Source organism: Aromatoleum anaerobium, from assembly GCF_012910705.2.
GTDB classification, from domain to species: Bacteria; Pseudomonadota; Gammaproteobacteria; order Burkholderiales; family Rhodocyclaceae; genus Aromatoleum; species Aromatoleum anaerobium.
The window spans coordinates 273,834-300,652 of sequence record NZ_WTVG02000036.1; the positions used below are offsets into that span (position 1 = coordinate 273,834).

The following is a 26,819-nucleotide window of genomic DNA, read 5'->3' on the forward strand; positions in this document are numbered from 1 at the left end:
ATTACCTGAATTGGCTCAAGAAGCGCAGATCGCCTTCGAAGAAGAGGCGCAGATCATTGACCCCGTAGCGCAGCATCGTCAGCCGGTCCGGGCCCATGCCGAACGCGAAGCCAGTGTAGCGTTCGGGATCGATCCCGCCAAAGCGCAACACGTTCGGATGAACCATGCCGCAGCCGGCGATTTCGAGCCAGCGGCCTTTCAGTGCACCGCTCATGAACGCGACGTCGATCTCGGCGCTCGGCTCGGTGAACGGGAAGAACGACGGCCGGAAACGGACCTGCAGGTCTTCGGTTTCGAAGAACTTGCGCAGGAAATCGGCGATCACGCCCTTGAGATCGGCGAAGCTGACCGACTCTCCGACCCACAGGCCTTCGACCTGATGAAACATCGGCGAATGCGTCGCATCGGAGTCGACGCGATACACGCGTCCCGGGACGATCACGCGAATCTCCGGCATCGACTCGCGATCGCCGTAGCGCGCGACGTGGTCGAGCATCGTGCGGATCTGCACCGGGCTGGTGTGCGTCCGCAACAGCACGTCGTCGTGTCCTTCGAGGTAGAAGGTGTCGTGCATCGAGCGCGCCGGATGGTTTTCGGGCGTGTTCAGCGCAGTGAAGTTGTGCCAGTCGGTCTCGATTTCCGGACCATCGGCGACGACGAAGCCGATCGAGCGAAACAGCGTCTCGATGCGCTCCAGCGTCCGACTGACAGGATGCAGACCGCCTTGCTCAGCCCCTCGCCCCGGCAGTGTCACGTCGAGCGCTTCGGCGGCGAGCTGGGCGACCAGCACCGCTTCGCGCAGGGCTTGGCGCCGGGCTTCGAGGGCCGCCTCGATCGCATCTTTTGCGCGGTTGATCTCGGCGCCGGCGACGCGGCGCTCCTCTGCGGCGAGCTTGCCCAGGCCCTTCAGCCGCTCGGTCAGCGCTCCGGTCTTGCCGAGGTAGCGCGCCTTGACCTGTTCGAGCTGGACGCCGTCCGTTGCCGCGGCGAACTCTGCCGCCGCCTGTTGAACGAGTTGATCGAGCTTATCCATTTGCGTGCCGTGGAAAATTCAGGAAAAAAAAGGAGGCTAGGCCTCCTTTTTCATGCCGCATGCTCTTACGCAGCGAGTTTGGCCCGGGCTTGGTCGGCGAGCGCCGCGAAGGCGGGTTTGTCGAATACCGCCAGATCGGCCAGGACTTTGCGATCCACTTCGATCGCCGCCTTCTTCAGGCCGTTCATGAAAGTGCTGTACGTCAGCCCGACTTCACGCGCAGCGGCGTTGATACGCGCAATCCACAGCGCGCGGAACTGGCGCTTGCGCTGACGGCGGTCGCGGTAGGCGTATTGCCCCGCCTTCATCACCGCCTGCTTGGCGATACGGTAGACGTTCTTGCGGCGGCCGCGGTAACCCTTGGCTTGATCGAGAACTTTCTTGTGACGCGCGCGGGCCGTTACACCACGTTTAACTCTGGACATGGCGGTCTCCTATCAAGCGTAAGGCAGCATTGCGCGGATCAGCTTTTCGTCGGCGGCGTGAACTCCCGTCATGCCGCGCAGCTGACGCTTGCTCTTGGTGGTTTTCTTGGTAAGGATGTGGCGCTTGAACGCTTGTGACCGCTTGATCCCGCCACTAGCGCGAACCTTGAACCGCTTCGCGGCTCCGCTCTTGGTCTTCATCTTGGGCATTGCTGACTCCAGGTTTATGAATGCCGTCAGGTAGCGTCGCCGCGCGGCGCGTTTTCAACCTGACACCACTTGTATTCCGGCAGATCCTCTGCCGGCAGTTGCCTCCCGCCGGAGAGCAGGAGACAAATTCTGTATCGCGGATCAGCGGTTCTTCTTCGGTGAGATCACCATGATCATCTGACGCCCTTCCATCTTGGGCATCTGCTCGACCTGTCCGATCTCTTCAAGATCCGCCTTCACACGCTCAAGCTGTCGCAGCCCGAATTCCTGGTGGGCCATCTCGCGTCCGCGAAAGCGCAAGGTGACCTTGCACTTGTCACCTTCTTCGAGAAAACGCTTCAAGTTCCGCAGCTTGATCTGGTAGTCGTTCTCATCCGTCGCCGGACGGAGTTTGACTTCCTTGATCTGTACCTGCTTTTGCTTGAGCCGGGCTTCATGCGCCTTTTTTTGCTCCTGGTATTTGAACTTGCCGAAATCCATCACCCGGCACACCGGGGGTTGCGCCATCGGCGCAATCTCGACCAGATCCAGACCAGCCTCTTCGGCCGCATTCAGGGCTGCATTCAGCGAAACAATGCCGAGCGGCTCGCCGTCCTCGCCGACCAGACGGACTTCAGGCGCGCTGATCTCTTCATTGACGCGCTGCTTTTTTTCTTGAGCGATGGTTCAATTCTCCACGAATGCCAAAAAAATCAGATCGAGCCCGACCGCGCCTCAATTTCGCGCTGCCAACGCTCGATCAGTGTATCGAGGGGCATCTGGCCAAGATCCTGACCTCCCCGCACGCGCACTGCGACGACTCCTGCTGCCTTTTCCTTTTCGCCGATGACAATCTGGTAAGGCAGCTTGTGCACGCTATGTTCGCGGATTTTATAGTTAATCTTTTCGTTACGCAAATCCGCCTCGACCCGGAAACCCGCCTGCTTCAGCCGCTTGGCGACTTCAGTTGCGTAGTCCGCCTGCCCTTCGGAAATGTTCAGCACGACCGCGTGGACCGGAGCCAGCCATAACGGCAGGGCCCCGGCGTAGTGTTCGATCAGGATGCCGATGAAACGCTCGAGCGAGCCGAGGATCGCGCGATGCAGCATTACCGGATAGTGCTTGGCGTTGTCCTCGGCGACGTACTCGGCTCCCAGCCGCACCGGAAGGTTGAAGTCGAGCTGCAGGGTTCCGCACTGCCACACGCGGTTGAGACAGTCTTTCAGCGAGAACTCGATCTTTGGCCCGTAGAAAGCGCCCTCGCCCGGCTGCAGGTCGTACGCCAGCCCCTGGACATCGAGCGCGGCAGCGAGCGCGGCTTCGGCGGCGTCCCATTGGTCATCGGTGCCGACGCGCTTGTCAGGACGCGTCGACAGCTTGATCAGGATCTCGGTAAAGCCGAAGTCGGCATAGACTTTCTGCAGCAGCGCGATGAAGGCCGCCGATTCGGCCTGCACCTGATCGTCAGCGCAGAAGATGTGCGCGTCGTCCTGGACGAAGTTGCGGACGCGCATGATGCCGTGCAGCGCGCCCGACGGCTCGTTGCGGTGGCAGGAGCCGAACTCGGCCATGCGCAGCGGCAGGTCGCGGTAGCTCTTCAGCCCCTGGTTGAAGATCTGGATGTGGCACGGGCAGTTCATCGGCTTGACCGCGTAGTCGCGCTTCTCCGACTGCGTCGTGAACATCAGCTCAGAGTACATGTCCCAGTGGCCGGACTTTTCCCACAGCGAGCGGTCGACAATCTGCGGCGTTTTGACTTCCTGGTAGCCATTGTCGAGAATCGTGTGGCGCATGTACTGCTCGACCTGCTGCCACAGGGTCCAGCCCTTCGCGTGCCAGAACACCATGCCCGGCGCCTCTTCCTGGATGTGGAAGAGATCGAGCAGCCGGCCGAGCTTGCGGTGATCGCGCTTTTCGGCCTCCTCGAGCATGTGCAGGTAGCTGTCGAGATCCTCCTTCTTCGCCCACGCGGTGCCGTAGATCCGCTGCAACATCTCGTTTTTCGAGTCGCCGCGCCAATAGGCGCCCGCGACCTTCGTCAGCTTGAAGACCTTGAGCTTGCCGGTCGATGGAACGTGCGGCCCGCGACACAGATCGATGAAATCCCCCTGGCGATACAGCGACACGTCCTCGGCCTGCGGGATCGAGGCGATGATTTCGGCTTTGTAGTGCTCGCCCTGGGCCTTGAAGAACTCGACCGCCTTGTCGCGCGGCCAGACCTCGCGCGAGACCGGAATCTCGCGCCGGGCAAGCTCGGCCATGCGCTTTTCGATCTTCTCGAGGTCCTCCGGCGTGAACGGACGCTTGTAGGCGAAATCGTAATAGAAGCCGTTCTCGATCACCGGGCCGATTGTCACCTGAGCTTCGGGAAACAGTTCCTTGACCGCATGCGCAAGCAGGTGCGCGGTCGAATGACGGATCACATCGAGACCTTCGTCGCCTTTTTCGGTGACGATCGCGAGCGGCGTGTCGGTCTCGATGCGATACGAGAGGTCGACGAGCCGTCCATCCACTTTGCCGGCGAGCGCCGCTTTCGCCAGACCTGCACCGATCGATGAGGCGACTTCGGATACCGTGACGGGATGATCGAAGCTGCGTACAGAACCGTCGGGAAGCGTGATATTCGGCATGATCTCGAGGCCTCGGACAAATGTTTCGGCGAATTGTGGACGAAAAAAAAGTGCGGGCGAACCGCACTTTTTTCCTGGAGCACTACAGCGGAGCCCGATCTTCAGTTTCCGGCTTCGGTAGTAGTTCGGAACATTACTGCCCAACTCCATATGTTGGTAGGCGCGATTGGACTCGAACCAACGACCCCCACCATGTCAAGGTGGTGCTCTAACCAGCTGAGCTACGCGCCTGCTAAGAGCTGCGCATTATAGGTACGCCCGCTATGCAACGCAACAGTCCGCGCAAAACTTTTTTCAACATGGGCTCTTTCGCAAGGATTTCGTCCAACCCCTCACTGCCCGATGTACCCGGTTTCGTGCGGCACGGGCCGGAGCGGGAACGAGAAGCCGCATCGACGTGGAAATGAAACGCGCACTTGTCGGTCCAATTGCGGTGAAACAGGAGGTCCCTCGATGACGACGCAAGACGGTGGTTTCGTTTCACGATTGTCAGGCAGGTTGGCGTGCCTGCTAGGGCTTGCCCTGATAGTGGCCGGGGCCGGCGCGGGACATGCGGCTCCGGCGTCATCGCCCGCCACGGCGATCTTCGCTGGTGGGTGCTTCTGGTGCATGGAACCGCCGTTCGACCGGCTCGACGGCGTCGTGTCGACAACCTCCGGCTACACGGGCGGGCACGTGCCGAATCCCGGCTACGAGGCGGTCTCGTCGGGACGCACGGGGCATGCCGAGGCGGTGCAGATCGAGTACGACCCGACGAAAGTCAGCTATGAACAGCTGCTTGACGTGTTCTGGCGCAATATCGACCCCACCGATCCCGGCGGACAGTTCTGCGATCGGGGCAGCCAGTACCGGGCGCAGATTTTCTATCAGGGCGATGAGCAACGAGCCGCCGCAGAGCGCTCGCGCGCAGCGCTCATTGCGAACAAACCGTTCGCCCAGCAGGTTGTCACTGAAATCGTTCCGGCGATGAAGTTCTATCCAGCCGAGGAATACCACCAGGACTACTACCAGAAAAATCCGCTGCGCTACAAGTTCTACCGCCATGGCTGCGGGCGCGACCAGCGCCTCGAAGCGCTGTGGGGCGCGGCGGGCAACAAGGAGACGAAGGAATGAATCGGCGACTATTTCTGGGCGGGCTGCTGGGCGTGGCGGCCACGCCCCTCGTTCGTGGCACGGGACCGGCGAGTCCTGTGCGGAATGCGGGCATCGGCAGAATCGAACGTTCCGCTGCCGAGTGGCGCAAGCTGCTGACACCTGAGCAGTTCGAGGTGTTGCGTCGCGACGGCACCGAGCCCGCCGGCAGCAGTCCGCTGAACGATGAGAAGCGCGCGGGTGAGTACGTATGCGCCGGCTGCGAGCTCGCGCTCTTCACGTCGGACATGAAATATGACAGCGGCACTGGCTGGCCGAGTTTCTTCACGACGATTCCCGGCCATGTCGAGACCAAGCGGGACTTCAAGCTGATCCTGCCGCGCACCGAATATCACTGCGCGCGCTGCGGGGGGCACCAGGGCCATGTGTTCGACGACGGGCCGCCGCCGACCGGCAAGCGCTGGTGCAACAACGGGGTCGCCCTGAAATTCGTGCCGGCGGCCGGCTAGCGACTGCGGCGCGCGGGAACCCCGCGCGCGCTTCAGTGACTCGTGCCTTCCTCGCGCATGGTCTTGTTCCAGACGTTGTATTTGCCGACCGGCTTCTTCATCGGGAGGCGCTTCACCTCTTCGAGCGTCTGCGCATCATAGACAACCAGCGCTCCGTCCATTTCCCACAGGCTCGCGAGCGCGTAACGGCCATCGCGCGTGAACTCGACGTGCGCGAGCGTCTGGCCGGGAGCGGCTTTGAGTTCCCTGACGATCTCGAGCGTCTGCTTGTCGATGACCTGGAGGATGTTCTTCGCATCGCGGCTCATCATCGAATCGACAAAAGCGTAGCGACTGTTCTCGTGACTGCGCAAGAAGAACCCCGGACCGCGCGTCGGGATGCGCTTAACGACACTCCAGTCCTGGAGATCGATCACCGTGACTTCGGCCGCCTTGAGGTTCGTGCTCGCCATCACCCGTCGCCCCTGCCACTCCCAAGTGATGCCGGAACCGAGATGCGGCATGCCGTCGAGCGGCAGATCGGCGATCTTGCGGCGAACGTCGAGATTGACGACCTGGCCGACGCCCTCGCGCGATGCGCCGAGCACCGTCGAGTAGTCCTGGGTGAAGAAGAAGTCGTCGAGCACCTGCGCGAGCTCGGTACGGCGCGGGTTCAGGTAGCCGCGAACGAACGCCCCTTCGCGCAGCTTGTAGTCGTGGACGTGGCCGATCGGAATTTCCTCCGCCGCCGGGTCGTAGCTGATCTCCCACACCTCGGGCACGTCCTTCAGCGCGGCGACGAAGGCATTGCGCGGCGTCGCTTCATAAACCGCGGAGACGCGCGAGCTGCGCTTGCCTTCGCGGTCGGTGACGTCGATCGATTTCAGCAGATTGAGATCACCGTCGAGCAGCACCAGCGTATGCGGCAGATAGTTCGCGACCGCGACGTGCCGGCCGTCCGGCGATACGGCGACGTTGCGGGTATTGATGCCGGCCCGGACTTCGGCGACGACCTTGAGATTCCACAGGTCGTACTTCGTCACCCAGCCGTCGCGCGAGCCGAAAAACACGAACCGGCCGTCCTTCGTGAACTTCGGCCCGCCATGCAGCGCAAGCCGCGACGCAAAACGGTGAATCGGTTCGAGCTTGTCGCCGTCGAGCACCGACACGTGGTGGTCGCCCCCTTCAACGACGACGAAGAGGTTCATCGGGTCGGCATCGAACACCGGCTTTGCCGCCAGCGTCGTCGGGTCGACGTGCTGGATGCGCGACGCGCGGATGTCGGCTTCGCTCCATTTCGGCGCCGGGACGACCGGCGTGTAGATCAACGCCCCGAGCGCCGCGATCTCGTCCGCTTTCAGCGTGGCGCCGAACGCCGCCATCTGGGTCGCGGCGCGGCCATCGCGGATGACCTCCAAGGCCTCTTCCTTGCGCAGGCGCACGAGATTCTCCGGCAACAGCGCCGGCCCGCTACCGCCGAGGCGGTCGGCGCCATGACAGGAGGCGCAGTATTGCTGGTAATGACGGCTCGGCGCGTCGCTGTCGGCAGCGCGCGCCGACGGGTTGAAAGTGACGAAGGCCGCCGCAAGCAGCAAGGGGGCAGCGAAAAGACGGGCTGATGGTCGGAGCGCCGCCAGCCGGGGGCGAAGAAAGTTCATTGCGTGTCTCGGTGGGGTCAGGCAGGACGGCGGCGGGGCACGAAAGGAGTGGTCTTGACCCGCTCGCTGCCGTAGTCGGCCGCCGTCACGCCGATCTCCTCGTCGCTGAGGTAACAGGCCGGGTCCTCGACCCACGGGTCGCCTGTGATCTGCTGCGCGCGCACGCGCGAGCTGCCGTTGCACACCGCGAGGAACCTGCATTTGCCGCAGCGCCCGCCGAGGAGCCGGGGATGGCGCTTGAGGCCCGCCATCAGCGGATTCGACAGGTCGCTCCAGATCTCGGAGAACGGCCGCTCGCGCACATTGCCGAGAGGCACATGCCACCACATCGTGTCGGGATGCACGACACCAAGGTTGTCGATGTTCGCGACGTTGACGCCGCTCGCATTGCCGCCCCACTGCAGCAGCTTTGCACGGATATGCTCGGCCCGCTCGGGGAACCGGCGCGCCACCCAGTGGTACATGTAAACGCCGTCGGCATCGTTGTTGCCGGTGACGAATTCCTTGTCGATGCCGCGCCGATGCAGATCCAGGCAGGTATCGAACAGCAGGTCCATTGCCTCGCGCGTCGTGCGGTGGTGCGCATCGTCGCCGCGGTGCTTGTTGCCGCGGCCGGCGTAGTTCAGGTGCGAGAAGTAGAACTTGTCGATGCCCTCGTCCTCGACGAGGCGCAGCAGTGCGGGCAGATCGGCGGCGTTGTCCTCGGTCATCGTGTAGCGCACGCCGACCTTGATGCCGCGGGCCGCACACAGCCGGATGCCGCGCATCGAGGCATCGAAGGCACCCTCGAGACGGCGGAACCTGTCGTGCGTGCCGCCGATGCCGTCAAGGCTCACGCCAACGTAATCGAAGCCGATCTCGTCGATCCGGTCGATGTTGGATTCGTCGATCAGCGTGCCGTTGCTCGACAGGCCGACATAGAAGCCCATTTTTTTCGCGTGGCGGCCGATCTCGAAGATGTCCGGGCGCAGCAGCGGCTCCCCGCCCGAGAGGATCAGAACCGGCACGCGGAATGCCTTGAGATCGTCCATCACCCGGAACACTTCCCCGGTCGACAACTCGCCGGGAAAGTCGGTGTCGGCCGAGATCGAGTAGCAATGCTTGCAGGTGAGGTTGCAGCGCCGGATCAGGTTCCAGATCACCACTGGTCCGGGGGGGTTGCGGTGCGGCCCGGCAGGCGTGGGATGATCGAGTTCGCGGATGAAGTTCGAGATACGAAACATGACGGGCTCTCCTGAGTCCAGCCATTACAGCGGACTGCAACATACAGGGAAATGACCGCGGTCAAGGGCATAGCGGACCGGAACGCAGTCGCGCGGGCGAGGAGGACAGCAATATGCGAAAACTGCTTCGGCCGCAATGGCCACCCCGCACGTCGTCACGTGGCGGAGCAGATTCCCCGGATCAATCCCCGACGATGACGACGCCCTTCATTTCGGGATGGGGACCGCAGTGATACTCGAAACGTCCTGCCTGCGGAAAGGCGCGCGACCATTTCTCGTCCGGGAAGAACCGCTCGGACTCTTCGCCCGTCCCCTCCAGCAGCACCGAATGGCTGGTCCGCTTCTCGCGGTTCAGCCAAGTGACCGTGTCACCCGGCCTGATTCGCACTTCGGCCGGCTTGAAGCGGTAGTCCGAGATTTCCACGATCACGTCGGCTGCCTGCAGGGGCGCGGAAAGACCCAGTACCAAGAGGCCACCCGCGAGGGTGGCCTGGAACATCGCACGCACGATTGTCACTCCTGCGGCAGATGGAGGGGTAGCGAAGTTACTGCTTGGCAGCGGTAATGTCGGCCTTCGCATCGATACCGAGCTTGTGGCCGAGCGATACGTGGTGGAAGCGTCCGGCCGCGTTGTCGTCGTGGATCGCGAAACCGAAGTTATAGACCTTGCCGGGCTCGAGGTTTACGTCACCCTCGCCCCCGCCTGACAGCTTGCGCGTAAACACGACGGACCAGTTATTGCCCTCGAGCTTGCCATCGGCTTTGACGAGCCCTTTGCCGCCTTCCATCACGCGCTTGTCAGCAACGTGCCCGTCGAAGCCCTTCTTCTCCCCACTGCGCCACTGGATCAGATCGTAGAACTTGCCTTCGGCCAGCGAGCCGCCCTTGACGTACTTCGTCTTGGTATCGGCTGCGCCCGGCATCGTGCGCGAATCCGCGTGACAGGTTGCCCAGCAACCGGCTTGGTCCGCGAGTTCGACCTTGCCGCCGGATTCGAGCATGAACGCAACCTTCACCGGGTTCTTGTCGTCCATCTTCGGCGCGCCCGATGCCTTCGGTTGCGCCCACGTGAAGCGCAAATAAAGGTTCTCGCCGTCGTGTGCCGCCTGCACCTTGACGGGGATCGCCGGCGCCTTGCCGGCGATCGGACTGGGTTCGATCTTCTGCCCGCTCACGATCTTCGCGCCCATGTCCTTGGCTTCTTCATCGTGGCAGTCGGCGCAGCGCTCGCCCTTCTTGAGCGCCCGCGCGCCGCCGTGCTCGGTTCCCTTCGTGATCCATTCGACCGGCGACACGCCGGGATAGAGCAGTGTGATGTCCTTCGCGGGAATCTTGCTCCAGTCGGCCGGTGCCGCAGCAAGTGCGCTCCCCGCGCCCAGCGTCAGGAGAGCGGTCATCGCACTCGCGATCAACGTCTTTCTCATTTTCGGTTCCTCTCGGTGGATGCTCGAAATTCGCGGCTGCCTGCCCTCACAGGTCATCTTCCTCGGTCATGCCTTCGGGTTTGTGATGCGCGATGCCCTTGTGGCAGTCGATGCAGGTCATGCTGTCTTCGCGTGCCATCTCGTGCTGCTTGCGCGCACGCTGTTTCTGGAACTCGGTATTCATGCTGTCGAGGCTGTGGCAGTTGCGGCATTCGCGGGAATCGGACGCCTTCATCCTCTTCCACTCGTTCCTCGCCAGCTCCAGACGCTTCGCCTGGAACTTCTCGCGCGTATCGATGCTCCCCGTAAGCTTGCCCCACACCTCCTTGGACGCCTGCACCTTGCGGATCATCTTGTGCGTCCAGTCCTTCGGCACGTGGCAATCCGGGCACGTCGCGCGCACGCCCGTACGGTTCGTGTAGTGGATCGTTTCCTTGTATTCCACGTACACGTTGTCATTCATCTCGTGGCACGAGATGCAGAACTTTTCGGTGTTGGTCGCTTCGAGCACAGTATTGAAACCGCCCCAGAAGAATATGCCGACGAAAAATCCCACGACCAACAGGCCGCCGAGCGAGTACTTCACGCTCGGGCGGCGAAGACGGGCCATGAAGCCGCTGGAAGTATCTTGTTTGGAGTTGCTGTCTCGATCTGTCATGGAAATCACCCTCGTCCCCCCCGCGCCGCGGCCCGGGGGGTGTCAGCTCACGATCGACGAGGCGATCAATAAACGTCGTGCATCGTATTGAAGACGTTGAACTTCCCGGTCGGCGTGACGATCGACGGATCGGTGATGACTTTCTTCAGCTTGAGCGTCTTGTCGTCATAGACGACGATGGCCGACTGATTCGTCTTGCCGCCCCACAGCGAGATCCACACTTCGTTGCCCGCTTCGTTGTACTCCGGATGGGTCGCGCGGCGAATCGCCTTGCTTTCGGGCAATCCGGAATCCTTCGCGACGTCCAGGCGCGTTGGCGCCTTCGACAGATCGCCCATGTCAAAGACATAAACCGACTCGGCGACCTCGCGTTCCGGGTTCATCGGCGCATCGGCCCACAGGTGCGTCGACTTCGGATGCGTCTTGACAAACAGGTTGCCTGCGCCCGGCATCTTCAGTTCCTGCACGACCTTCCAGTTCTGGCCCTTGTGCTTGGCATACTTGGCTTCGTCGGACGCGGTCGAAATCACCGAAATCACGTCGGCCCCGAGGTGGCCGGTCGTCCATACCGGACCGAACTGCGGATGCACGAAGTTCGCGCCACGACCCGGGTGCGGAATCTTCGCCGTGTCGATGAGCGCTGCGAGCTTGCCGGTCTTCGTATCGACCGCGGCGACCTTGTTCGACGCGTTCGCCGCGACCATGAAGTAGCGCTTGGACGCATCCCAGCCCCCGTCGTGCAGGAACTTCGCGGACTCGATCGTCGTGGTCTTCAGGTTCTTGATGTCGGTGTAGTCGACGAGCATGATCTGGCCCGTTTCCTTGACGTTCACCACCCACTCCGGCTTGATGTGCGAGGCGACGATCGACGCGACGCGCGGCTCCGGGTGGTACTCGCCGTCGACCGTCTGGCCACGTGTCGAGACGACCTTGATCGGCTCGAGCGTCTCGCCGTCCATGATCGAGTACTGGGGCGGCCAGTACGTACCGCCGATCAGGTACTTGTCCTCATAGCCCTTGAACTTCGACGTATCGACCGAACGCGCATCGGAGCCGAGGCGCACCGTGGCAACCGTCTTCGGCTCCTCGTACCACATGTCGATGATCGTCGTCAGGCCGTCGCGACCGACCGTATAGACGTAGCGCCCGGATGCCGACAGCCTCGAGATATGCACCGCATAGCCGGTATCGAGCACCTTCCAGATCTTGTGCGTGTCGCCGTCGATGAGGGCGAGTTTGCCGGCATCGCGCAGCGTAACCGCGAAGACGTTCTTCAGATTGATGTTGTTCATCTGCTTCTTCGGACGCTCGGCAACCGGAACGATCAGCTTCCAGCTGTCCTTCATGTCCTTCAGCGAGAACTCGGGCGGCACATCCGGCGTGTTCTGGATGTAGCGCGCCATCAGGTTGATCTCTTCCTTCGTCAGGATGTCGTCGTAGTTCACCATCCCGCCTTCAGTGCCGTAGGCGATGATCTTCTCCAGACGCTCCGTGCCGAGCCTGAGCGTGCCGCCTTCGGTCTTCGTGCCGTCGGCCGCGGTCTTCGCCCAGTGCGGCTCGAGGTTCTTGCCGGTCGCGCCCTTGCGCAGCACGCCGTGGCAGCCGGCGCAGCGCTCGAAGTAGATCTGCTTCGCCTTGTCCTTTTCCTCCTGGGTCAATTCGGGGGCGGATTGCGCCCAAACCGTGCTTACTGCCAGCGGCAGCAGCGCCAGTGCGAACGCCTTGCCCATCCAACTCTTGTTTTGCACGTCTTTCTCCTTAAGCAGCTCGGGATGTGAAACAACAATGCAGCCAGTATCGATCTGATAACCGCGGGCGATCCTTGATATGCGTTAAATTTCCCTATCCCCTCTGTGGATAAAATTGCTTGACATAACAATTTCTTATCACAACGTAAAACGCATAAGCAATTTGCAATATTCGGAGCCGCCCTCCGAGGCGAAACATCACGGTTTTTCCCGGGCCGCGCAGGAAGCTCCTGCCCGCAAGGGGAAACTCACTCGCGCTGCTGTACATTTCCGGCTGCGCCACCGATCCGCAGTCCCGTTTTCTTCAGGATTGCCGACGAGAACAACACCTCGCGGCTGCGGCAGGCGCCGGGAAAGCGAGCCGCGATGCGGTCTGCGATGTCGCTGATTTGCTGCCGCACCTCGTCATGACTGCGCCCATGAACCATTGCGAACAGGTTGTACGGCCAGTCCGGCAGACGGCGCGGACGTCGATAGCAGTGGGTGACGGCATCGAGGGCGCCGATGAACTCGCCGACAGCATCGACACACTCGTCCGCGACATCCCACACGCTCATGCCGTTCGCGGTGTAGCCGATCGCATAATGGTTCGGCACCACACCGATGCGACGGATGACGCCGCGCTCGAGCATGACGCGGATGCGGCAAAACAGTTCATCGACCGGGAGGCCGACTTCCCGGGCCACTTCGTCCCACGGCTCGGGGACCAGCGGCAGCCCGCCCTGGGTCGCGACGATGATGCGTCGCTCGATCGCCTCATCGCAGCTGACGCCGGGCGTGGCACTAACGTTGCTCGCGTCCTGCGAGGCCGGATTTTCCCGGTGCGCTGCCATCACGCCTCCAGTTTCATTTCGACGAAGTACTCCCGTTCCTTCGGAAACAGGAATACCGGCAGCCCGGTCGCGATTTCGATCTGTCTTGCCGTCGCGGCGATGCCCTGCGGGGCTTCGGTCGCCAGAACGAACCACATGTTGAGGGCGTGGTCGCGACGGTAGTTGTGCGCCACTTCGGCAAAGGCATTCACTTCGGCCGCGACGCGCTCGAAATCGGCTTCAGGCACGCCGATCGCCGCGAGGCAGAACGCGCCGCCGATCCGTTCGATCTGGAACATCGGACCGAACCGGGTCAGTACACGCTGATCGAGCAGGCGCTGCAGCCGGTCGATGACCTCCTCCTGCTCGATTCCGAGCCGGACGGCGACGTCGGCAAACGGGTTGCGTAGCAGCGGAAAATCCCCTTGCAGCATGTTGATCAGCGCCCGGTCGGTCTCGTCGAGCACCGGCGCCCGCCCCTTCGCTGTCGCCCGGTTCATGCGTCACCGTCCGCCAGATAACGCGCGCCCTGCTGCTTGAAGCGCCGGGTGCTGAACAGCACTGCGCCGGGCCAGTGATTCATGTGGTGGCGCGCAGCGATGGCTTCGCGCACCTCGAGCACCGCTTGGCGCGATTTGCCATGGATCATGCAGAACAGGTTGTACGGCCAGTCCGGCAGGACGCGGCTGCGCCGGTAGCAAAGCGTCACCGCAGGCTCGGCTGCGAGACCGCGACCCAGTTCGCTCACCTGGTCGTCGGGGACATCCCACACGCACATCGCGTTCGCGCAAAAGCCGAGCTCATGGTGGCGCACGACGATCCCGAAACGCTTGATCAGGCCGTTTTCGAGCCAGGAAGCGATCAGCTCGATGACCATCGCTTCGCTGAGCCCGACGCTGCGCCCGAGCGCGTCGAACGGCCGCGGCAGCAACGGCAGTCCGGACTGCAAAGCGACCATCAACCGGCGCTCGATGCCGGGCAGCGCACAGGCCGTCTCGCCGAGGGCCGGCAAATCGCCCGTCGCAACGTTGGCAGCGCCGCGCACGGCACCGCCGAGATCGAAGCCGAGATCGATGTGGAATTCCTCCTCGAGGGGCAGCACGACGACCCTGCAGCCGGTGTCCCGCTCGATTCCCGCGACGATCTGCCGCAATCGCTCCCCCGACGCAGCCGTGATGACGAACCACAGGTTGAGCGAATGTTCGCGCTGGTAGTTGTGATTCACTTCCGGCACCGCGCTGACGCGGGCAGCGATCGACTCGAGCCGGGATGCAGGTGCTGCAAGCGCCGCCAACGCGCTGGCGCCGACGCGCCGCGGCGCGAATACCGCTCCCACCCGGCTGACGACGCCGCAGCCCAGCCAGTCCTGCAGCGCGGCGAGAACAGTCGGCTCGCTCAATCCGCATTCCGCCCCGATCGTGGCGAACGGTTCGGAAACAAGCGGAAACCCGCGCTGGTAGTCGTTCAGCAGGCGAAACGTGGCCGCCTCGGGCTGATGAACCGCTTCGCGCCCGACCCTTGTCGTGGTGCACATCTGCGTGGCGCTCGTGCAGGCCATGTCCTAGAACCCTGTCCGGAAGGCGCGGCTGGTGAAGAAAATGCCGCTCGGGCTGGCGGCGGGAAGCTCGGCGCGCTTGTCGCGCTTCGCGGTGCCGTAGATCACAACCTTGTTGTCGTCGCGCGCAGACACCCAAACCTCCTCGCCTTTCGGCGCGAATTCCATGTGGAGAATCGCGCGGCCGGGCTGCAGCGTATCGACGATTGCGTTTCCGACCGTATCGATCACCTGGACCCAGCCGTTGTCGGGGAAGGCAAAATTGACCCACACTTCGCGGCCGTCGGGCCTCGCCATCACGAACACCGGCTGGCTCTTGACCGGAATCCGCGCGATCTCCTTCCAACTGCCGAGCTCGACGACCAGGACTTCGTGACGGCCGATCGTCGGCAGATATGCGCGTCCCGCGGCAACGGCCCAGCCGCGCAGGTGCGGCATCTTGTACACCGGCAACGCCTGCTCGCCCCGGCCGTAGCCCGGCAGGATCGTGCGCACGCCCAATTCGGGATGCCACAGGTCGAGCATCGACAGACCGTCCTCGCCGAACAGCCCGGCGATGTAGTAGCGCCCGTCGGGCGTCACCAGCGCATCGTACGGTTGCTTGCCGGACGGGTAACGTTCGGTCTTCGGATGCCGCGGATCGGACAGGTCGGTGACGCGGATTTCGTTGGCGTCGAACAGCGAATAGACGAAACGGTTGCCCGGCAGATCGGCCAGCCCGACGACTTTCGAGCGCTTGCCATCCGGGCCGTAAGTGGCCGGCACATCGGCGAGCAGTTCGAGCGTGTCGGCGTCGAAGGCCTTGATTCCGCCCGGTTCGTAGTTCTGTGCGACGAGGATGCGGCCGTCCTGGGAAATCCCGCCGCCGATCGCGTTGCCAGCCTGTACCACTCGGTTCGCGATCGTCGCGGTGAGGAGATCGACCTTCGTCAGCCCGCCGTCGCGACCGAACACGTAGGCGTAACGACTGTCGCGCGAAAACACGACCGACGCGTGGGACAGATCGCCGAGGCCGGAAACCTGCGCCAGCGCCCGACGATGCGTGGTTTCAATGACCTGCAACTGTCCGGTCGCGCGCTCGACGACGACGCCGAGGTCGCCGGTGCCACGCAAGGCAACCGGCTGTTGGGACGCGCACGCCGACAGCAGGAGCATCGAGACTGTCAATACTGCACGCTTCACTTTGCTTCCGGGAATCATGCGTCTCTCTTTTTCGGGTGCCGATGTGCAAGCCGGCGAAGATGTCATCACCGCACGCCCGCCGTCTGTTGGGCGGACGCCGGGCCGCCATCCGCAGGGAAGCCTTCGACGAGCCGTTCCACGACCCATGCAGCCTCCGATTCATCGAGGAGGCCGCGAAACGGCGGCATCGGCGTGCCGGGCCGACCATGGACAATCGTCGCCACCAGCCCCTCCGGAGGCTTGCCGCGCAGCGCCGCCGGGGTGAGGGCCGGGCCGAGGCCGCCCTGCAAGGTCAGGCCGTGACACGATCCGCAGTCCTGGCGAACCATATGCACCAGCTCGCGCTGCCGCGTGTCGTCGGGCGCAGTGTTCTGGGCGTGAACCGGGAAAACCAGCGCCGGAAGGAAAGCCGCGATCAGGATGCTTCGACAGAACACGCTCGGGTCCTCGTCAGTCCGCACTGGAAAGATTGGCCATCACGGACGGGAGGCGGGACGCCGACCTGGATCCGCTCAGCTACGGCCCGAGTATCGTACCGACATAGCCCGGGCCTCCTTGATATCGGTTAATTTCCCGGACGGCAAGTAGGGATAAAGTGGCGGCGCCCGAACCTCCTGTTCGCGCCATTCGAACCGCCGCGAAGCACAGATTCGCGGCACACGCGGAGAGCCATTCATGAGCAAGCATATCGGCGGCTTCGATCCTTCGGGAGACAGTCCCGATGCCCCTGCAGCAGGCAGACGGCCCGGCAAGGTGTACCTGGTCGGGGCGGGCCCCGGCGATGCAGAGCTTCTCACGCTGAAAGCGGCACGCCTGCTGTCGAAGGCGCAGGCGGTCGTCTATGATCACCTTGTCGGCGAGGGAATCCTCAACTTGGCCAATCCGGCGGCAAGGATGATCTATGCAGGCAAAGAGGCGGGATACCATTCATTGCCGCAGGACCGAATCAACGGCCTCCTGGTCGATCTCGCCCGCAGCGGGCTGGAAGTCGTGCGGTTGAAAGGGGGCGATCCGTTCATGTTCGGCCGCGGCGGCGAAGAGATGGAAGAGCTGCTCGAATCCGGAATCGAATGCGAAGTCGTACCCGGGATCACCGCGGCATGCGGCGTATCCGCTTGTACGGGCATACCCCTGACGCATCGCGACCACGCCCGCTCGGTGATCTTCACGACCGGGCATCTCAAGGACGACACAGTCAATCTCGACTGGCCCGCGCTGGTCCGGCCGCACCAGACAGTCGTCATCTACATGGGGCTTGGGGCGCTCGACATCATCTGCCGCCAGCTGGTGGTGCACGGGCTTCCGGGCGACACGCCGGCGGCGGTTGTCCATGCAGGCACCACAAACAGGCAAGTCACCGTGACCGACCGGCTCGACCAGCTCTCGGCGACCGTGAAACGGGCACAGCTCAAGTCTCCGGCGTTGATCGTGATCGGGTCGGTGGTGTCGCTGCATGCCCTGCTTGGGAATGGAACGTCAGTCGAAGAGCTCGCGCTGACGGGTTGAGTTCCTCGACAACCAGTACCCGGCAGAGTCGTTGCGCCACCAGTTCATCCCTGAAGGAGATCGACGATGGGTATCAAGAGGAATCGGATCAGCGGCGTCTTCCTGCTGGCGAGCCTGCCGCTCGCAATGTCGCAGGTGTTCGCCCAGGCGAACACCGAGGAGCATGTCGGCGAGGCGGAGGCGAAGTACCAGGCCGGCGGTTCTCCGCTGGCCGATGTCGAGATGTACCAGGACATCAATCCCGACGCGCCGAAGATCACCAAGGCCGAATTCGCGAAAGCCCAGAACATCTACTTCCAGCGCTGCGCCGGCTGCCACGGCGTGCTGCGCAAGGGGGCGACCGGCAAGCCACTGACGCCCGACATAACGCTCGGCAAGGGCAGCGAATACCTCAAGGTCTTCATCAAGTACGGTTCGCCCGCCGGCATGCCGAACTGGGGCACATCGGGCGAACTGACCGACGAAGAAGTCGACCTGATGGCGCGCTACATCCAGCAGTCGCCTCCGCAACCGCCCGAGTTCGGCCTGGCGCAAATGAAGGAGACGTGGAAAGTCATCGTCCCGCCCGAGCAGCGGCCGAAGAAGAAGATGAACGACTACAACATCTCGAACATCTTCTCGACGACGCTGCGCGACACCGGCGAGATCGCGCTGATCGACGGCGACACGAAGAAGATCATCAATATCGTCAAGACCGGCTACGCCGTGCACATCTCCCGCATCTCGGCCTCAGGCCGTTACCTGTTCGTGATCGGACGGGATGCGAAGATCAATATGATCGACCTGTGGATGGAGAAGCCGGACAACGTCGCCGAGATCCGCATCGGCCTCGAGGCCCGCTCGGTCGACACCTCGAAGTACAAGGGCTACGAGGATAAATACGCGATCGCCGGTGCGTACTGGCCGCCGCAGTTCGTCATCATGAACGGCGACACGCTCGAGCCGCAGAAGATCGTCTCGACCCGCGGCCTCACCGTCGATACGCAGGAATACCACCCCGAGCCGCGCGTCGCCGCGATCGTCGCATCGCACTTCAAGCCGGAGTTCGTCGTCAACGTCAAGGAAACCGGCAAGACGCTGATGGTCGACTACTCCGACCTCCAGAACCTGAAGACAACCGAGATCGGTTCGGCCCCCTACCTGCACGACGGGGGCTGGGACGCGTCGAAGCGCTACTTCATGGTCGCCGCGAACCAGTCGAACAAGGTCGCGGCGATCGATGCGAAGGACGGCAAACTCGCGGGGCTCATCGACGTCGGCAAGATCCCGCACCCGGGACGCGGCGCAAACTTCACGCATCCGAAGTACGGCCCGGTATGGGCGACGGGCCACCTGGGCGACGACACGATCGCGCTGATTGGTACCGATCCGAAGAACCACAGACAGTACGCGTGGAAGATGGTCGACACGCTGAAGAGCCAGGGCGGAGGGTCGCTGTTCATCAAGACGCATCCGAAGTCGAAACATTTGTACGTCGACAACCCGCTTCATCCGGATGCGAAAGTCAGCCAGACGGTCGCGGTATACGACCTCACGAACCTGCAGGCCGGTTCGAAGGTGCTGCCGATTGCCGAATGGGCCGAGCTGAAGGACGACGGCGCGAAGCGGGTCGTGCAGCCGGAGTACAACAAGGACGGCAACGAAGTGTGGTTCTCGGTGTGGTCGGCGAAAGACAAGGAGTCCGCGCTCGTCGTCGTCGACGACAGGACGCTCGAACTGAAGACCGTGATCAAGGATCCGAAGCTGATCACACCGACCGGGCACTTCAACATCTATAACACTCAGCACGACGTGTACTGATTGCGCGGCAGCGGGCGCCACCGAGCGTGAAACACAAACGGCCAGCTTCACGCTGGCCGTTTTTCAGCTCTCCGCGCCGATCATTTGCGCAGGCGCCTGACGATGAACAGAATGATGATTGCGCCGACGACCGCGCCGATGAAACCGGCGGGCTCCCCCGGCCGGTACAGGCCGAAGAACTGCCCGCCGTACGTCGCAAGCATCGCCCCCGCGACGCCAAGCAGCGTCGTCATGATGATCCCGAGGCCATCCTTGCCAGGATGCAGCAGGCGTGCAAGGAGTCCGACGATGAAGCCGATGATGATGGTCCCGATGATCGACATTAGCGTATTTCCGTGATGTTCAGACTTCGGGCCAGGCGGCAAGGAACTGCTTCCAGTGCGGCGCGTCGATGCGCGCAAGCGCTTCGCGCACGACTGCGAGTTCGGCGGCGTGCGACGCCGCATCGAGCTGACCGCGCATGCGCTGAAAACCCAGGTACACCAGGTAAGTGTTGACGACATCGGTTTCGCAGTAATCGCGGATTTCCGCGGCGCGCCCGTCCTGCCACGCGGACCACACCGCGGAACCGTCCATGCCGAGCTTGCCGGGAAAACCCATCAGCTTCGCCATCTCGTCGAGCGGTGCGTTCGCGCGCGGCTGGTACAGCGCGAGCAGGTCCATCAGGTCGAGGTGCCGGCTGTGATAGCGGCCGATGTAATTGTTCCACTTGAAATCGCGCGAATCCTGGTAATCCCCTTCGCCCTGGTCCCAGTACCGCGGCGCCGACACGCCGTGTTTCAGGCCGCGGTAATGCAGCACCGGCAGATCGAAACCGCCGCCGTTCCACGACACGATCTGCGGCGTGAAGCGTTCGATGCCGTCGTAGAAGCGCTGGATGATCTCGCCTTCCGTGCACTCCGGTGCGGACAGCGAGAACACCCGGAACTGGGAGGCGTCCCGCAGCACGCACGAAATCGTCACGACGCGCTGCAGGTGATGCTGCAGGAAGTCGCTGCCATTGGCCGCGCGCCGCTGCTGGAAAGCAAACTCGGCGACTTCGTAGTCGTCGAGATCGTCGGGCAGATCGTTGAGCACGCGGATGCCTTCGACATCCGGGATGGTCTCGATATCGAAGACGAGGACCGGCATCACTTGCGCACCCAGTTGCCATCGCGCTGGATCCACCAGCCCGGCTGGGCGCGGTCGATCCAGCGCCGCGCGAACGTGGCGCGCACATCCGCCTCCCATTCGGGATGACCATTGGCGCGCGCAATCTCGCGGTAGAGAGCCGCGCGATCGGCGTTTTCAGCGGCGACCAGTGCATTCGCCTGGCCCCGCTGCGCCAACGGGACGCCGGAGGCATCGCGCAGGGCGACATTGCCGTCGGCCGCCAGCCCGACGGCGCCCGACGCATACAACGGCGCGAGCTTCGCATGACGCTGCTGCATCGACTGCTTGAGCGCCGCGATCGCCGGCGTGTCGATTTCGATGTTCCCCTGCGCGAGCACCAGTCCGGCAAAGCCGAGCAGCAACACGGCGATCCAGCCGCGAAATTTGGTCATCGCATTCGTCATCGCATTCGTCATCGCATTCGTCATCGCATTCATTTCGCCTCACCGTCCGGCTGCGGCCGGATCGTCGGCGTCTCGCCTTCGCCCAGCTGCCAGACGTCCTCGATGATGCGATCGGCGGCTTTTTCCGCGGCCGCAGCGGGAAAATAGATATTGATCGTCACGCAGGCGCTGGCGGTCGCCATCACGGCACCGAGCACAGCGACTCTGGGGAATGCGGACATCCGGCCTCCTGTTCCTGCCCGCGGCGAAGCCGCGAATTCCGACTGCTACTGGATGACGAGAGGCGCGTTCGACGCGATCACCCGCTGCAGACGGTCGATCAGCTCGTTCCAATCGACGCGCCGATTGTAGCCGATGACATTCAACGCGGGGATGCCGCCGCCACGCACGATGTAGTAGCCGTCACCGGGCGCGATGCGGTCATCCAGACCGTCCATGCGACATACGCCGTCGCGCAGGACACATGAGATGCCGATCTCGCGATAGCCGAATGTCTCGAACAGGCCGAGCAGCCCGCGCTGCAGCGCGGCCACCGCACCTGGCCCGCCGAGCGCGCTGATGTTCTGCACCGCACGCTGGCTGATCCGCCGCGGATAGTTTCCGGGGCTGCTGATGACACGCGCATCGAAGCGCACCGGCCGCCAGCGCGCAAGTTCCAGCCCGAGCACGTCGGCATCGACAAAGCCGGACACGCTGCCGAACGAGAAGGCTTCGGTCAGTTGCGCGAGGTCGAGGTGGCGCGCCTGGACGTCGGCGTAGAGATGCGACGCGACGCCGAACGGTTCGAACAGTTGCAGCCGCGTCGCCTGCAGGTAGCCGTCGAACACCGAAATCACCAGAGCGCCGTCGAGCGAGACTTCACCGGGCGCGACGCGCAGCCCCGGCAACGACGCGGTCAGCACGCCGGACATCGCAGGCAGGCCGACCGCCTCGGCGAGCAGCGCCATCGATATCGGCTCGACGACCGCGGCGCCGCTGCCATGCCAGCCCGCCGCATCGCGCGCGAGCGCCAGCCGCTCGAGCACCAGCGCTCCGTCGAGCACCGGGATCGCGACGTGGTCGACGTCGACGCCTTGCCCGTCGAGCCGTGCGACAAGTTCGAAGGCACCCAGCGCGAGCTTCTGCCAGCGGCCGCCGCCGACCGCCAGTCGCGCTTCGGTGCGAGCCTTGGCGCGCCAGGGCATCACGCCGGTCAGCGGACCGAAACTCAGTTCCTTGTTACTCAGGCTGAAGCCGGCCTCGTCGAATGCAAGGTCCACCGCGGTCGGCACCCCCTCTTCGAGTGTCGCCGCGGCGCTAACGTGACCCGAGAACCGTAGCTGGTCCGTTACGGCCGGCGCAAACGCCGGTGCGAGATAGCGCGGACCGACCACCGCGAGATCGGCGTCGGCGACCGAAAACGCCAGGCTTCTCACCACCAGGGGTTGCAGACCAATTTCGGCGTTCGCGGCGATCGTGCGCACGCCTTCGAGTTCGAGCCGCGCGCGCGCCACCGTGAGCACCTCCGCTTCGAGCCGCCCCGCCGCCTCGACAGCCGGACCGGCCACGAGGTACAGCGGATGCAGATATGCCTCGCCTGCGTTCCACGCCACGCGCCCCTGCCAATCCCATCCGGTGGGCCCGCGCCGCGCCCCCAGATCGATATCCAGGCCCAGTCCTTCCGCCGCCCGCAGCCCATCCGCCTGCGTAAATCCGCCGCCTTCGAGCTTGCCCGACACACGGATGCGGGCGCCGTCGCGCGTCGGGGAATATTCGATGCGACCGACGAGCCGCCCCGCCGCATTCCAGCTTGCCAGATCGAGAAGCTCCCCCAGCCGCGCGACGGCAAACCCTGCAAGCGATGCGACGATTCGGCCATCCGGGCGCATCACGATGTTGATCGCTTCGCGGCCGGGCATGCGGAGATTGAGTTCGCCGCTCTTGTTCCGCGTGTCGAAGTGCAGGTCGATGGTCGCACGCTCGAACAGGCCCGGCACGGTCAACATGCCTCTCCGGCAGCGGACCACGGCACGTTCGAAGCGAAAGGCGGGGCAACGGATCGTGACGTTCTGCCAGTCGCGCTTGCCGATCGCGAAGCGTTCGATTGCCAGTTCGGCCGCCTCGCCTTCGTCACCGAGACGGACGCGCAGGCCATCGATGACGAAAACAGGATGCGTGAGGCGGCCCAGGTCGAGTTGCAGGGCCCGCGCTCCGGCAAACCCTGACCACGCCAGGATCAAAAGAAGAAAAGCCAGCCGCGCCATGCCCCGGCCGGAACGGAGTTCAGCCCGGAAACACGCCGGTCGACAGGTACCGGTCGCCACGATCACAGATGATGGACACGATCACCGCATTTTCCAATTCGGCAGCAATGCGGACCGCGACGTGCATCGCGCCACCAGAGGAGATCCCGGCAAAAATACCTTCCTCGCGCGCCAGACGCCGCGTCATTTCCTCGGCATCGGCCTGGCTCACGTTTTCGAGCGCATCGACCCGCGGTTTTTCGTAGATTTTCGGCAGATAGGCCTCGGGCCACTTGCGGATGCCCGGGATCTGCGAGCCCTCGTCGGGCTGGCAGCCGATGATCCGGACCGCCGGATTCCTTTCCTTCAGAAAGCGGGAGCAGCCCATGATCGTCCCGGTCGTGCCCATGCTGCTGACGAAATGCGTGATCCGGCCGCCCGTCTGCTCCCAGATTTCGGGACCGGTCGCTTCGTAATGAGAGAGCGGATTGTCGGGATTCGCGAACTGGTCGAGAATGATCCCCCTGCCTTCGTCGCGCATCCGCTCGGCGACGTCCCGGGCCATTTCCATGCCGCCGTCGCGTGGTGTCAGCACGAGCTCGGCGCCGAACGCCCGCATTGTCTGACGCCGCTCGACGCTCTGGTTTTCCGGCATCACGAGAATCATCCGGTAGCCGCGCATCGCTGCCGCCATCGCCAGCGCGATCCCGGTGTTGCCACTGGTCGCCTCGATCAGCGTGTCGCCGGGGCGAATGTCGCCGCGCGCTTCCGCATGCACGATCATCGACAGCGCCGGCCGGTCCTTTACCGACCCGGCGGGGTTGTTGCCTTCGAGCTTCGCCAGAATGACGTTGTTGCGGCCCGCGCCGATGCGCTTGAGGCGCACCAGCGGCGTGTGGCCCACATAGTCTTCAAGCGTTTTGTAGTCCATATCCCTGTGGTCCGGTCTGATTTCGATGGGCCGATAGTAAGCGTGGAGCCCGTCCGCGCAAACCCGCGGGGCGGCATAAGCTTATATCGGCAATCGTTCTGGAACGGGGACTTAGCGCCGTCCGATGCCGTAGTATTCGAGGCCGACCCGTGCCATGACCGACGGCTCGTACATGTTGCGCCCGTCGAAGACCACCGCGTGCCGCAGCATCTGCTTGATCCGGATGAAATCGGGGCTGCGGAACTCCTTCCATTCGGTGACGATGATCAGCGCATCAGCACCTTCGAGGACCTCCATCGGCCGCTCGGCATACGCCAGCCGCGGTTCGTCGCCGAAGATGCGCCGCGCCTCGTCCATCGCGACCGGATCGTAGGCAACGACCGTAGCGCCACGGCGCAGCAACTCGGCGACGATTATCCGGCTCGGGGCGTCCCGCATGTCATCGGTGTTGGGCTTGAAGGCGAGTCCCCACAGTCCGAAATGGCGACCTGACAGGTCCTCGCCGAACCGGGCGACGACCTTGTCGACGAGACGCAGCTTCTGCGCCTCGTTGGCCGCCTCGACGGCGTTCAGGATCAGCAGATCATGTCCGCGCTCGTTGCCGGTGTTGATCAGCGCCTTCACATCCTTCGGGAAGCACGAACCGCCGTAGCCGCATCCGGCGTAGAGAAAGTGCCAGCCAATGCGCGGGTCCGAGCCGATGCCCTGGCGCACCAGTTCAATGTCCGCACCGAGCGTCTCGGCGAGATTCGCCAGTTCGTTCATGAAGCTGATGCGGGTCGCAAGCATCGCGTTGGCGGCATATTTCGTCAACTCGGCGCTCCTGACATCCATCACCAGCATCTTTTCGCGATTGCGCTGAAACGGGCCGTACAGTTCGCGCATCAGATCGATCGCGCGCTCGTCGCCCGCACCGACGATGATCCGGTCCGGGCGCATGAAGTCATCGACCGCCGCGCCTTCCTTCAGGAACTCCGGGTTCGACACGACACTGAACGGGAAACCGGCTTCGCGCGCCGCCAATTCCGCGACGATCGCCTCGCGAACGCGGTCACCTGTACCGACCGGGACCGTCGACTTGTTGACGACGACGCGATAGTCGTCCATGTGCTTGCCGATGTTTCGCGCCGCCGCAAGCACGTACTTCAGATCCGCCGACCCATCCTCGTCCGGCGGCGTCCCGACCGCGATGAACTGCACCGTTCCGTGGCGCGCCGCATATTCGGCGTCGGTGGTAAAAAACAGCCGTCCGGCATCGACATTGCGGCGCACGATCTCCAGCAGCCCCGGTTCGTGGATCGGGATTCCGCCGTCCTCGAGTATGCGGATCTTGGCCGGATCTACATCCAGACACAGCACATCGTTGCCGACGTCCGCGAGGCAGGCGCCACTGACGAGTCCGACATACCCGGTACCCACGACGGTGATTTTCATGAATCGTCCTCAATCGGAAGAAACAACAAACCGGCGGGCGATCCGCGCGCGACCGGCGACACATGTCATCGGCGCTTACGGCGCGAGATCGTATTCTTCCGTGCGGCGCGGAGGATACGTTTCCCAGCCGCCGCACGCCGGGCAACGCCACTGGAACTGGCGCGCCTTGAACCCGCATTCGGCGCAACGATAACGCGCGACCCGGCGGGTGTGGCCATGGATTAACTGTTTTACAAGTTCGATGTCGCTGCGCTGCTCGGCCGGGGCATTCAGCAATGCGGCTTCGAGCAACTTGTCGAGCCCGAGCAGGGTCGGATTGCGGCGCAGCTCTTCCCTGACGAGGTCATAGGCCGCGCGCGACCCCTCCTTTTCGAGCTCCCAGTGGAACACCTCGTCGAGGAGATCGAGCGAGGAATGACGCTCGAGCCACGAGCGCAGCAACGTCTGCCCCTGCTCGACCCGGTCGAGCCGCCGGTGGGCGTCCATGATGCGTTCGGCGACCAGCGCCAGGTAGACCGGGTCCTGGCTCTCGACGCGCTTCCACACTTCGATGGCCTCGTCGTAGCGCTTCTCCGCCACCATCAGATCGCCGAGGACGATACTCGCGCGGACACACCGCCGGTTGATCGCGAACGCCTGGTCGAGATGGCGCCGCGCTTCGTCGTTCCGCGAGCTTGCAAGGGCGAGGGTCGCCAGCTCGCAATAAAAATTCGCGACCTCCTTGCGCCACAGGACGCTCTCGTGATCCGGCAAGGCCTTTGCCGCCTCGATCGCCTTTGCCCAGTCCTTTTCCTGCTGGTAGATCTCGAGCAGAAAACGCACCGCAGTGTCATTGAGGCGAGTGTCCCGAAGCTTCAGGAACACCGCCTCGGCGCGGTCCAGCAACCCGGCCTTCAGATGATCCTGGCCTAACTCGGCGAGCGCCTGAAGGCGTTGCTCATCGGAGAGGTCCTCACGGTCGACGAGGCTCTGGTGCATGCGAATGGCGCGATCAGTCTCGCCGCGGCGTCGAAACAGGCTTCCCAGCGCGAAATGCAGCTCGATCGTTTGCGGATCGATCTTCACCGCTTCGATGAATGCATCGATCGCCTTGTCCTGCTGTTCATTGAGCAGAAAGTTCAGGCCCGACAGGTACGAACGCGGCAGCGCGCGCGATTCATGCACCACCTGACGTATGTCGATGCGGGCTGCCAGCCAGCCCAGCGCAAAAAAAAGCGGTAGCGCCAGAAACCACCAGAATTCGATTTCCATCG

The 26,819-nt window shown here is 63.5% G+C and carries 28 protein-coding genes and 1 tRNA gene; 4 read left to right on the forward strand and 25 right to left on the reverse strand.

All coding sequences use genetic code 11. The features are described from left to right. Position 1: 1 nt before the first annotated feature. The 6 genes from GO606_RS05780 to GO606_RS05805 form a co-directional block, all read right to left on the reverse strand. Positions 2 to 1,033: a phenylalanine--tRNA ligase subunit alpha gene (locus GO606_RS05780; RefSeq protein WP_169117798.1), complete on the reverse strand. Its 1,032-nt coding sequence runs from the start codon at positions 1,031 to 1,033 to the stop codon at positions 2 to 4. A gap of 65 nt (positions 1,034 to 1,098) precedes the next feature. Next, complete coding sequence (gene rplT / locus GO606_RS05785; protein WP_011236314.1) at positions 1,099 to 1,458, reverse strand: 50S ribosomal protein L20; 360 nt, start codon at positions 1,456 to 1,458, stop codon at positions 1,099 to 1,101. 12 nt (positions 1,459 to 1,470) lie between these two features. Beyond that, positions 1,471 to 1,668 carry a 50S ribosomal protein L35 gene (gene rpmI, locus GO606_RS05790; RefSeq protein WP_011236315.1) on the reverse strand — a complete coding sequence of 66 codons (198 nt, stop codon included), beginning with the start codon at positions 1,666 to 1,668 and terminating at the stop codon, positions 1,471 to 1,473. Between the two features lie 141 nt (positions 1,669 to 1,809). Next, positions 1,810 to 2,331, reverse strand: coding sequence for a translation initiation factor IF-3 (gene infC, locus GO606_RS05795; protein WP_011236316.1), 522 nt, complete (start codon positions 2,329 to 2,331; stop codon positions 1,810 to 1,812). A gap of 29 nt (positions 2,332 to 2,360) precedes the next feature. After that, entirely contained in the window at positions 2,361 to 4,277 is a 1,917-nt protein-coding gene (gene thrS / locus GO606_RS05800) for a threonine--tRNA ligase (protein WP_169117797.1), read from the reverse strand. Between the two features lie 154 nt (positions 4,278 to 4,431). Beyond that, a tRNA-Val gene (locus GO606_RS05805) sits at positions 4,432 to 4,508 on the reverse strand. Positions 4,509 to 4,730: 222 nt separating this feature from the next. Between GO606_RS05805 and msrA the strand changes: the two genes are divergently transcribed. Then, entirely contained in the window at positions 4,731 to 5,390 is a 660-nt protein-coding gene (msrA, locus tag GO606_RS05810) for a peptide-methionine (S)-S-oxide reductase MsrA (protein WP_169117796.1), read from the forward strand. After that, positions 5,387 to 5,878 (forward strand): peptide-methionine (R)-S-oxide reductase MsrB, encoded by a 492-nt coding sequence (gene msrB, locus GO606_RS05815; protein WP_169117795.1) that lies wholly within the window; start codon positions 5,387 to 5,389, stop codon positions 5,876 to 5,878. The genes msrA and msrB overlap by 4 nt, the downstream gene beginning before the upstream one ends. A 32-nt stretch (positions 5,879 to 5,910) precedes the next feature. On the opposite strand, the gene GO606_RS05820 is transcribed toward msrB, so the two are convergent. The 11 genes from GO606_RS05820 to GO606_RS05870 form a co-directional block, all read right to left on the reverse strand. Further along, entirely contained in the window at positions 5,911 to 7,515 is a 1,605-nt protein-coding gene (locus tag GO606_RS05820; RefSeq protein WP_169117794.1) for a nitrite reductase, read from the reverse strand. A gap of 17 nt (positions 7,516 to 7,532) precedes the next feature. After that, entirely contained in the window at positions 7,533 to 8,738 is a 1,206-nt protein-coding gene (gene nirJ / locus GO606_RS05825) for a heme d1 biosynthesis radical SAM protein NirJ (RefSeq protein ID WP_169117793.1), read from the reverse strand. A 181-nt stretch (positions 8,739 to 8,919) separates the two neighbouring features. After that, on the reverse strand, positions 8,920 to 9,237 hold the full coding sequence (locus tag GO606_RS05830; RefSeq protein WP_169117832.1) for a plastocyanin/azurin family copper-binding protein: 318 nt from the start codon (positions 9,235 to 9,237) through the stop codon (positions 8,920 to 8,922). Positions 9,238 to 9,283: 46 nt separating this feature from the next. Next, on the reverse strand, positions 9,284 to 10,162 hold the full coding sequence (locus GO606_RS05835) for an ethylbenzene dehydrogenase-related protein (RefSeq protein WP_169117792.1): 879 nt from the start codon (positions 10,160 to 10,162) through the stop codon (positions 9,284 to 9,286). A gap of 46 nt (positions 10,163 to 10,208) precedes the next feature. Next, the gene (locus GO606_RS05840; protein WP_169117791.1) at positions 10,209 to 10,772 is read right to left on the reverse strand and encodes a NapC/NirT family cytochrome c; all 564 of its coding nucleotides are present in this window, start codon (positions 10,770 to 10,772) and stop codon (positions 10,209 to 10,211) included. 113 nt (positions 10,773 to 10,885) lie between these two features. After that, positions 10,886 to 12,550, reverse strand: a complete 1,665-nt coding sequence (locus GO606_RS05845; protein ID WP_211166556.1) for a nitrite reductase — start codon at positions 12,548 to 12,550, stop codon at positions 10,886 to 10,888. Positions 12,551 to 12,816: 266 nt separating this feature from the next. Further along, positions 12,817 to 13,401: a siroheme decarboxylase subunit beta gene (gene ahbB, locus GO606_RS05850; protein ID WP_169117789.1), complete on the reverse strand. Its 585-nt coding sequence runs from the start codon at positions 13,399 to 13,401 to the stop codon at positions 12,817 to 12,819. Further along, the gene (locus tag GO606_RS05855; RefSeq protein ID WP_169117788.1) at positions 13,401 to 13,880 is read right to left on the reverse strand and encodes an Lrp/AsnC family transcriptional regulator; all 480 of its coding nucleotides are present in this window, start codon (positions 13,878 to 13,880) and stop codon (positions 13,401 to 13,403) included. The genes ahbB (GO606_RS05850) and GO606_RS05855 overlap by 1 nt, the downstream gene beginning before the upstream one ends. After that, entirely contained in the window at positions 13,877 to 14,914 is a 1,038-nt protein-coding gene (gene ahbB / locus GO606_RS05860) for a siroheme decarboxylase subunit beta (RefSeq protein WP_169117787.1), read from the reverse strand. Before ahbB (GO606_RS05860) ends, GO606_RS05855 begins: the two co-directional genes overlap by 4 nt. Positions 14,915 to 14,941: 27 nt before the next feature. Next, complete coding sequence (locus GO606_RS05865) at positions 14,942 to 16,135, reverse strand: cytochrome D1 domain-containing protein (protein WP_169117786.1); 1,194 nt, start codon at positions 16,133 to 16,135, stop codon at positions 14,942 to 14,944. A gap of 47 nt (positions 16,136 to 16,182) precedes the next feature. Then, positions 16,183 to 16,554 (reverse strand): c-type cytochrome, encoded by a 372-nt coding sequence (locus GO606_RS05870; RefSeq protein WP_425532189.1) that lies wholly within the window; start codon positions 16,552 to 16,554, stop codon positions 16,183 to 16,185. A gap of 238 nt (positions 16,555 to 16,792) precedes the next feature. Between GO606_RS05870 and cobA the strand changes: the two genes are divergently transcribed. Together cobA and GO606_RS05880 are read left to right on the forward strand one after the other, a co-directional pair. Then, positions 16,793 to 17,623, forward strand: coding sequence for a uroporphyrinogen-III C-methyltransferase (cobA, locus tag GO606_RS05875; protein WP_169117785.1), 831 nt, complete (start codon positions 16,793 to 16,795; stop codon positions 17,621 to 17,623). Positions 17,624 to 17,689: 66 nt separating this feature from the next. Next, positions 17,690 to 19,423 (forward strand): nitrite reductase, encoded by a 1,734-nt coding sequence (locus tag GO606_RS05880; protein ID WP_169117784.1) that lies wholly within the window; start codon positions 17,690 to 17,692, stop codon positions 19,421 to 19,423. An 80-nt stretch (positions 19,424 to 19,503) separates the two neighbouring features. On the opposite strand, the gene GO606_RS05885 is transcribed toward GO606_RS05880, so the two are convergent. The 8 genes from GO606_RS05885 to lapB all read right to left on the reverse strand — a co-directional run bounded on the left by GO606_RS05885 (position 19,504) and on the right by lapB (position 26,817). After that, entirely contained in the window at positions 19,504 to 19,746 is a 243-nt protein-coding gene (locus GO606_RS05885) for a GlsB/YeaQ/YmgE family stress response membrane protein (RefSeq protein WP_169117783.1), read from the reverse strand. A 19-nt stretch (positions 19,747 to 19,765) separates the two neighbouring features. Continuing rightward, positions 19,766 to 20,554 (reverse strand): 3'-5' exonuclease, encoded by a 789-nt coding sequence (locus tag GO606_RS05890; protein ID WP_211166554.1) that lies wholly within the window; start codon positions 20,552 to 20,554, stop codon positions 19,766 to 19,768. Then, positions 20,554 to 20,967, reverse strand: a complete 414-nt coding sequence (locus GO606_RS05895) for a DUF1318 domain-containing protein (RefSeq protein WP_169117830.1) — start codon at positions 20,965 to 20,967, stop codon at positions 20,554 to 20,556. The genes GO606_RS05890 and GO606_RS05895 overlap by 1 nt, the downstream gene beginning before the upstream one ends. A gap of 41 nt (positions 20,968 to 21,008) precedes the next feature. Next, positions 21,009 to 21,200 carry a hypothetical protein gene (locus GO606_RS05900; RefSeq protein ID WP_169117781.1) on the reverse strand — a complete coding sequence of 64 codons (192 nt, stop codon included), beginning with the start codon at positions 21,198 to 21,200 and terminating at the stop codon, positions 21,009 to 21,011. A 45-nt stretch (positions 21,201 to 21,245) separates the two neighbouring features. After that, the gene (locus GO606_RS05905) at positions 21,246 to 23,222 is read right to left on the reverse strand and encodes a translocation/assembly module TamB domain-containing protein (protein WP_169117780.1); all 1,977 of its coding nucleotides are present in this window, start codon (positions 23,220 to 23,222) and stop codon (positions 21,246 to 21,248) included. A 19-nt stretch (positions 23,223 to 23,241) separates the two neighbouring features. After that, entirely contained in the window at positions 23,242 to 24,132 is an 891-nt protein-coding gene (gene cysM, locus GO606_RS05910; protein ID WP_169117779.1) for a cysteine synthase CysM, read from the reverse strand. A 111-nt stretch (positions 24,133 to 24,243) separates the two neighbouring features. After that, entirely contained in the window at positions 24,244 to 25,566 is a 1,323-nt protein-coding gene (locus GO606_RS05915) for a UDP-glucose dehydrogenase family protein (RefSeq protein WP_169117778.1), read from the reverse strand. A 75-nt stretch (positions 25,567 to 25,641) separates the two neighbouring features. After that, the gene (gene lapB, locus GO606_RS05920; RefSeq protein ID WP_169117777.1) at positions 25,642 to 26,817 is read right to left on the reverse strand and encodes a lipopolysaccharide assembly protein LapB; all 1,176 of its coding nucleotides are present in this window, start codon (positions 26,815 to 26,817) and stop codon (positions 25,642 to 25,644) included. Positions 26,818 to 26,819 lie beyond the last annotated feature (2 nt).